The sequence below is a fragment of the Mannheimia haemolytica genome (assembly GCF_004342115.1).
In the GTDB taxonomy this organism is placed as follows: Bacteria; Pseudomonadota; Gammaproteobacteria; order Enterobacterales; family Pasteurellaceae; genus Mannheimia; species Mannheimia haemolytica.
The window spans coordinates 1-4,169 of record NZ_SMAC01000059.1; the positions used below are offsets into that span (position 1 = coordinate 1).

General features: G+C 43.6%; 7 protein-coding genes and 1 tRNA gene. All 8 read left to right on the plus strand.

Annotation, left to right across the window (positions count from 1 at the left end; all coding sequences use genetic code 11):
• The first annotated feature begins 283 nt into the window (after positions 1–283).
• Positions 284–359 (plus strand) — tRNA-Arg (locus EDC41_RS13275).
• A 185-nt stretch (positions 360–544) separates the two neighbouring features.
• Positions 545–730 carry a hypothetical protein gene (locus EDC41_RS13280; RefSeq protein WP_115262504.1) on the plus strand — a complete coding sequence of 62 codons (186 nt, stop codon included), beginning with the start codon at positions 545–547 and terminating at the stop codon, positions 728–730.
• On the plus strand, positions 714–911 hold the full coding sequence (locus tag EDC41_RS13285; RefSeq protein ID WP_115262503.1) for a hypothetical protein: 198 nt from the start codon (positions 714–716) through the stop codon (positions 909–911). Before EDC41_RS13280 ends, EDC41_RS13285 begins: the two co-directional genes overlap by 17 nt.
• Positions 912–1,027: 116 nt before the next feature.
• Entirely contained in the window at positions 1,028–1,672 is a 645-nt protein-coding gene (locus EDC41_RS13290; RefSeq protein WP_115262526.1) for a ribonuclease H-like domain-containing protein, read from the plus strand.
• A gap of 5 nt (positions 1,673–1,677) precedes the next feature.
• Entirely contained in the window at positions 1,678–2,571 is an 894-nt protein-coding gene (locus EDC41_RS13295; protein WP_080549937.1) for an ATP-binding protein, read from the plus strand.
• Between the two features lie 2 nt (positions 2,572–2,573).
• Positions 2,574–3,032: a single-stranded DNA-binding protein gene (gene ssb, locus EDC41_RS13300; protein WP_006250955.1), complete on the plus strand. Its 459-nt coding sequence runs from the start codon at positions 2,574–2,576 to the stop codon at positions 3,030–3,032.
• Between the two features lie 35 nt (positions 3,033–3,067).
• Positions 3,068–3,427 carry a hypothetical protein gene (locus EDC41_RS13305; RefSeq protein WP_115262502.1) on the plus strand — a complete coding sequence of 120 codons (360 nt, stop codon included), beginning with the start codon at positions 3,068–3,070 and terminating at the stop codon, positions 3,425–3,427.
• A 59-nt stretch (positions 3,428–3,486) separates the two neighbouring features.
• Positions 3,487–4,169, plus strand: a 683-nt coding sequence (locus EDC41_RS13310; RefSeq protein ID WP_132303720.1) for a DUF2303 family protein, incomplete at its 3' end; no start/stop codon positions are given.

Consider the following 4,169-nt stretch of genomic DNA (forward strand, 5'->3'; position numbering starts at 1 on the left):
AAATCATAAGTAATTAAAATATTATTTTTCATAACTTAATCCTTATTTGAGTTGTGAGAGACAATAAGGAAACTTGACGGCTCACAAGTATAAAAAGAGCCACCATCTCAAACCGCTCTCAACAAAGAGTTAGCCCGATAATCACACTTTGGTTTTTTGCGTATGTTTTCCCAAAGTGCCGTTATCCAGCGAAACGAATGGACTAGAGAGCGGTTTGAGATGGTGAAAGCCATCCTCCTTAGATTGAAGTAAGCCCTGCCGTTGGGTTAAGCAACGGTACTTTGACCGCATAGTTCAGTGGATAGAGCAGCTGCCTTCTAAGCAGTGGGTCGAGAGTTCGAATCTCTCTGCGGTCGCCATTCAAGGCGGCATTCGGTGCTAACACTTAGGTTTTTCTGCACTAGTTTTCGCCTAAGTCGAGTGTCGCCTTGAATGGCATAAAAAGACCTTGATTGTCGTGAAAGGTTAAACCCCGACGGCTACAGGTAATTCTCCATTTTGCCCACCTAAGACGTGGGCTTTTTTTCACCCAAAGGACAATCCTATGAACAGAATGAAACAACTTGCCCCATTTGCCTTGCTAATTTTGCTATTAGGCATTGTCGGGCGAATGGATTATGACGACCACATACAAATGCAACGTTACAAATGTGAACGCAATCAAGGTGTTTGGGTAGTTAAAAATAACGGCAATCAATACTGCGGAGGGAAATATGACACAAAATATTGAAACAGGTGTGGAGATTGTGGCGGTCGGTAAACAATTTGTCGCCAAGTTTTACTATGACGGCAAATTACAGCACACAACCTATCCACAATACAGCCGCCAAAACGCAATTATGTTGATTAACCGCAAAATTGAGCGGTTCAACATTGGCAGAGATACACCTATTAAACTCTACAAGGAATAACAATGCTTGACGTTGATAAGCAAAGCGAATGGGAAGACCCACGAACTGGCACAGCGTACACCACGCTACCAGCCAACACCAATTACTTAAACCACGCCAAAACAAGAGGGCAAACAATGAAAATTTACATCGACATCGAAACAATCCCAACTCAAAACGCCGATTTCCAAGCCTATGTAACGGAAACGCTGAAACCACCAGCAAACTACAAAAGTGAAGATACCATTGCGAAATGGTTTGAGCAGAACAAAGGCGAAGCGGTGGCGAAAACCGCACTAGACGGCACTTTTGGCGAAATTGCTGTAATTGGTGTAGCAATCAACGACGAACCGCCAGTGCTATTCTACCGTGAAGATTGGCAATCAGCAGACCGTGAAGCAGATATTCTGGCACGTTTTAACGACTTCCTGCGTGAAAAAGCGAATAAATGCAATACCGTTCCACAATTCATCGGGCATAACATTACTAAATTCGATGACCGCTTTATTTTCCAACGCTCGGTAATTAATGGTGTAAGACCTTGTTACACCACCAGTCGCAATAATATCTACGACACAATGACAGAATGGGCTGGTTACGGCGGTACGGTGTCGCTCGATAAGCTGTGTAAAGTGCTAGACATTGAGCAAAAAGGCGAGATTGACGGCTCAAAAGTATGGCAATACGTCAAAGACGGCAAAATTGCCGAAGTAGCAGAATACTGTGCGAAAGATGTTGAGCGTGTCCGCCAAATCTACAAACGAATGACTTTTACGGAGTAATCACAATGCAATTCCAAAAAGCAGAACGCAAAAAATCCAAACTTCGCTTGGCTTTAACTGGTCCTAGCGGTTCAGGGAAAACTTACGGTGCATTGCTTACCGCAAAAGGCATTGGCGGCAGAATTGCCGTGATTGACACAGAAAAAGGGAGTGCTTCCCTTTATTCTGACATCGTCGATTTTGATGTCTTAGAACTCTCCGCCCCTTATACACCTGAACGCTACCGCCAAGCGGTGCAACTTGCCGTAAATAATGGCTTTAACGTGATTATTATCGACAGTATCACGCACGAATGGTCGGGGGCTGGCGGTTGTTTAGAGTTAAACGACGAAATCGCCAAGGCAAAATTCAAAGGGAATACGTGGAGTGCGTGGAGTGAAACCAAAGCACGCCATCGTGCTTTAATTGATGATCTGCTTGCTTGCCCTGCTCACATCATTGTGACAATGAGAAGCAAAACCGAGACAACCCAAGCAGAAGTAAACGGTCGCAAACAGGTTCAAAAGCTAGGAATGAAAGCGGAACAAAATGACGGTATCGAGTATGAATTTACTACCGTGTTAGATTTAATCCACGACGGTAATTTTGCTCAACCAAGCAAGGACCGTACAGGGTTATTTCCACCTAACGGCAATCCGTTCAGACTATCCGTTGAAACAGGGCAAAAGCTCGTGGAATGGTTAGAGAGCGGTGTGGATTTGGAGCTGGAACGTTTGAAAAAAGCGGAGGCTCACAAAGATAAAATGCTTGAAAAGATTAATGAAGCTGACACCAATGAGCGTATTGAAGAAATGCGTAAATATGTGGATGAAAAATTCGTTGAATATCCGCAACTGTTATCGGAGCTAATTCAAGCTATTGAAGTGCGTAAACTCAATATCAATAATCAAGAGGGCTAATTATGGCAGGCGTAAACAAAGCTATCGTCGTCGGACGTTTAGGCAACGATCCTGAAATGCGAACAATGCCAAATGGCGATTCAGTCGCCAAAATCAGTGTGGCAACTTCGACCGAATGGACGGATAAAGTATCAGGCGATAAAAAACAAGCCACAGAGTGGCATAGCATTATCGCCTTTCGGAATTTAGCTGACATTATCGGCAAATACCTGAAAAAAGGCTCACAAGTCTATGTTGAGGGCAAACTACGCACTCGAAAATGGCAAGCCCAAGACGGCACAGACCGCTGGACGACCGAAATCATCGCCGACCGGCTAGAAATGCTCGGCAGCCCAAACAGCGGAAACAGCAATAATAATTGGGCAACCGAACCGGCAGGAAACCCACCGCCAACCAATCCATATAGCCACGTAATGACGGATTCAGAATCACGAGATTTTGATGATGATATTCCGTTCTAACAATTTTACTCAAACCCTAATTAGGAGAACCCAAAATGGCAAAAACAAATGTACCTGAATTTTTAGATGAATTAGATTGCGGTATTTTCAAAGAAAAGCTGGCTACAGCTCTTTCAGACGTGGCGTTAGGCGTACTGACCCACGATAAGAAAGGGAAAGTTACGGTTGAATTTAGCTTAGACAAAATGGATAGCGACAGCCCATCTGTTCAAATTCAGCACAAATTGAGCTACGTTAAACCAACTAAGCGTGGTAAATCAGCTGAAGAAGATACGACCGCCACACCAATGTATGTTCATAAAGGTGGGGCATTATCTGCTACACCTGAAAAAACAGAAACGGCAGTAAAAGAAAGCCCTAGCGGTTTAAAAGCTCTTTCTAAAGCAGCTGCTTAATTTTCGATAGCCACGTTAATGCGTGGCTTTATTTTTTACTCAAACAAAAGGAACTTAAAATGGACAAAACGACACTTCAACAAATTTCGGCTCTTGCTGTTGCTGCAACCAAAGAACTTGAAACTGATTTTGGTGCAGTAATGCTACCAGAAGGCATTAAATTACAAAATTTAGAGCCTTTCCAAGCTCACCGTAACCAATTCCGTGCAGCGTTTTCAACGCAACGTTTTGGTAGCCTGATTGAATATGCTACCGCCAATGCCCAAGAAAACGCACAATGCTTTATTGACCAAGAGAAAATGAGTGCGGAAATTGTATTTGATATGGGCAACCGAGAACAAGCCGGTCACGCTAAACATCGTGCTAATTTGGTGATGAAGAAAACCGCAGCATACAAAGCTCTATGCGAAATTAATGGCTCACGTCGCTCACAGCGTGATTTTTCTGATTTCCTCGAAGATTGGGGCATCTACTTGAACGCTTACCACCACGAAGATGAAATCAGTATTAAAAATGCCGTCCAAGCGGTGCGTAAAATGACGATTGACCACGCCCGAAATGAAGAACATGAACTCAGCGATTTCGCAGCCAAAAAATCAGCGATGGAATCGGTAGAAGCTAAATCTACACTGCAACTGCCAACTCACCTTGTATTTACTTGCAATCCATACAATGGCTTAGACACTCGATCATTTACTCTGCGTGTACAGGTGCTAACCGGTAGCGGTGAACCTGTACTAAC

Bases quoted from the DNA above. Each gene is read 5' to 3' on its own strand.
- EDC41_RS13280 (WP_115262504.1), top strand. From the start codon at position 545: ATGAACAGAATGAAACAACTTGCCCCATTTGCCTTGCTAATTTTGCTA.
- EDC41_RS13285 (WP_115262503.1), top strand. From the start codon at position 714: ATGACACAAAATATTGAAACAGGTGTGGAGATTGTGGCGGTCGGTAAA.
- EDC41_RS13290 (WP_115262526.1), top strand. From the start codon at position 1,028: ATGAAAATTTACATCGACATCGAAACAATCCCAACTCAAAACGCCGAT.
- EDC41_RS13295 (WP_080549937.1), top strand. From the start codon at position 1,678: ATGCAATTCCAAAAAGCAGAACGCAAAAAATCCAAACTTCGCTTGGCT.
- ssb (WP_006250955.1), top strand. From the start codon at position 2,574: ATGGCAGGCGTAAACAAAGCTATCGTCGTCGGACGTTTAGGCAACGAT.
- EDC41_RS13305 (WP_115262502.1), top strand. From the start codon at position 3,068: ATGGCAAAAACAAATGTACCTGAATTTTTAGATGAATTAGATTGCGGT.